Below are 2,518 nucleotides of genomic sequence, written 5' to 3' on the forward strand. Positions count from 1 at the left end.
GGCGGGCGCGGCGGCGGACGGGGCGGCCTTCGGCGCCATCCAGGGCGCGGCCGAGGGCAGCGGGACCGGACGTATCGCCGATGCCGCTGCGGGCGGCGCGATCGGTGCCGGCCTCGGCGGCGGAATCCCCCTGGCGGGAGCCGCCCTTGCTCCGGTCGTCGCGCCGATCGCGTCGAACGTGATGGCGCGCGTGAACCCGGCCGATTACGCCGAGCGCCAGATCGCCCGCGCCGCCGTGCGCTCTGGCCAGACCCCGGAGGAGATCGCCGAGCGTGTCGGCCAAGCCGCGCTGGATGGGCAGAGCGAATTCCGGCTGCTCGACGGGCTCGGCTACGATGGCGCCCGCGCGGCTGCCGTGGTGGCGAAGAACCCGGGCGAGGGCCGCACGCAGATCCGCGAGTTCCTTAACGACCGGCAGACGGGCCAAGCCCGCCGGATCGGCGAGGCCGTCACCGAAGCCTTCGACGCGCCGCAGACCGCGCGTGGTCAGACCAGCGACCTCTACGCCTGGGCGCGTGACGCCTCGGAGCCGTTCTACACCCGCGCCATGGCTGAGACCCCGGTGTGGTCCGAGCGCCTGAACGACTTCCTGAAAGACCCCATCACGAAGCAGGGCATCCGCCGGGGCCTCGAAATCCAGCGCCTCGAATCCCTGGCGAAGGGCGAGAAGTTCGACCCCTTCGACATCATCGAGAAGTTCGACGCAGCGGGTGAACCCGTCATGCTCCAGGTGCCGAACATGCGCACCGTCAACGTGGTCAAGAAGGGCTTCGACCACATCCTCGAGGAGTACCGGGACACGACCACGGGCAAGCTCGTGCTGGACGAGAAGGGCCGCGCCATCGACCAGGTGCGCCGGGCCTTCCTCGGCGAGGTGGACGAGCTGAACCCCGCCTTCGCCCAGGCGCGGGCGATGTACGCCGGGCCGATGGAGATCAAAGACTCCATCGCCCTGGGGCGGCAGGCCGGCGCCGGCCGGGCACGCGCGGCCGACAACATCGCGCAGTTCGAGGGCATGAACGACGTGGCGAAGCAGGGCTTCCGGGCCGGCTACGTCGATCCGATCCTGGGGCGCGTCGAGAGGGCCGCCGAGGGCGTGAACAAAACGCGCCAGTTCAGTTCGGACGCAGCCAAGGCGGAACTCGAAGCATTCGCCCGTCCGGGCGAGGCCGAGCGCCTGACGAACCGCCTCGGGCGTGAGAACGAAATGTTCGCGAACCGCGCCGAAGCGCTCGGCAACTCGAAGACGGCCGAGAACCTCGCCGACAACGCCGACACCGGCATCGATCCCGGCGTCTTCGCCAAGCTCATCACTGGGAATTTCACCGGGGCGACGAAGGACCTCCTGATGCGCGGCGCGGCGGCGGTGAACGGCAACACCGAGGCCGTACGGAATCAGATGGCGCAACTGCTCATGGAGGGGGATCGCAACCGCATCCTGACCATGCTGCTGCGCCTCGGACAGCAGGACGCCGGGCGGAGCCAAGTTGGCGCTACGGCGGTTCGGGGCATCACGGCTGGAACGACCGCAATCACTGATCGTCGGCCCGCTGTAGGGGTGCGGTAGGCACTACTTCGAAGGACAGGGAAACGCTTGGCGCAGGCCCTTGAGCAGCACCAGCCCTGCCGGCTTACCGCCGTCGGCCGGCTCACGAGTCACCTGTTTCGAAAGGATCTGCCGGAACTGCTCGGTTGGCACTGGAAGATCTGACGGGACGCAGTAGGGGACGACGGCATTCGTCATTCCCTTCGAAGACAGGAGCCATTCCATCCCGTGCTTCATACCGCGCAGGTAGGCAGCCTCCTCGGTGCCCTCAGGCGAGGCGAGGATCATGGCTGCGGTTGGCTCCTGAGCGTGCGCCGGTGAAGCGCTTGCACTTATAGCCAGGGCGAGCAGCATAGGCATGACGACGATCTGAACTCGATAGAGTATCACGGCTTGATCTCGTAGCTGGGTCCGCATTCCGCCACCATGATGCTGGACCTTGTTATGCTGCCCAACGCTTTACTCTCCGTCCAAACCACTGTTCCAACGCCAAGCTTGTTCATCTTGAAGAGGTAGCTGCCGGAGACTTTGTTCGAATAGGTTGACACGATGAACGACAGCGATGCTTCATCGAAAGATGTGAGTGCTACTTTCATCCCGTCTCTGAGCAGGCTCCTCGTTCCGTCAGCATCCCTAAAAATGATGTCGACCTGCTCGCTTTCGTTCAGAAGCGCCGTGATCCGCCCGTTGGCGTAGCCGTCCGGCTTCCAGCCGCCCTGCCCAGGACCGACGATGCCACCTTCGAAATAGTAGCTCTGTCCGGTCGATGGGCCGCAGCGGGCTAGGATTTGGATGTCGGCGGCGGTGGCATGTTCGGCGGCCGCACATGCCATGCCGACGACCGCCACTAGAGCCAACCTGAACCGCATCGCCGTGCTCCCTCACCGCAGCAACCTACGCGGGCCAGTGAGTCCCCGTCGATAGCGGCGCAGCAACACAGACGGGATGGCAGCGCTCCGGAAACTTTCCGGA

3 protein-coding genes are annotated in these 2,518 nt (G+C 66.2%); 1 reads left to right on the forward strand and 2 read right to left on the reverse strand.

Going from position 1 to position 2,518, the window contains the following annotated elements; all coding sequences use genetic code 11:
- The coding region (locus tag K2X24_RS07700; protein WP_292496410.1) for a hypothetical protein at positions 1–1,567 on the forward strand (1,567 nt) is incomplete at its 5' end.
- Positions 1,568–1,570: 3 nt separating this feature from the next.
- Here K2X24_RS07700 and K2X24_RS07705 read toward each other — a convergent pair.
- Together K2X24_RS07705 and K2X24_RS07710 are read right to left on the reverse strand one after the other, a co-directional pair.
- Positions 1,571–1,834 carry a Rap1a/Tai family immunity protein gene (locus K2X24_RS07705; RefSeq protein WP_292496412.1) on the reverse strand — a complete coding sequence of 88 codons (264 nt, stop codon included), beginning with the start codon at positions 1,832–1,834 and terminating at the stop codon, positions 1,571–1,573.
- A 98-nt stretch (positions 1,835–1,932) separates the two neighbouring features.
- Positions 1,933–2,415 carry a hypothetical protein gene (locus K2X24_RS07710; RefSeq protein ID WP_292496415.1) on the reverse strand — a complete coding sequence of 161 codons (483 nt, stop codon included), beginning with the start codon at positions 2,413–2,415 and terminating at the stop codon, positions 1,933–1,935.
- Positions 2,416–2,518: the final 103 nt, after the last annotated feature.

This window comes from Methylobacterium sp., from assembly GCF_019750675.1.
Lineage (GTDB): Bacteria > Pseudomonadota > Alphaproteobacteria > Rhizobiales > Beijerinckiaceae > Methylobacterium.

What these genes read in the sequence shown, in the direction of transcription:
- K2X24_RS07710 (WP_292496415.1), bottom strand. Translation starts at nt 2,415, where the DNA reads ATGCGGTTCAGGTTGGCTCTAGTGGCGGTCGTCGGCATGGCATGTGCG.
- K2X24_RS07705 (WP_292496412.1), bottom strand. Translation starts at nt 1,834, where the DNA reads ATGATCCTCGCCTCGCCTGAGGGCACCGAGGAGGCTGCCTACCTGCGC.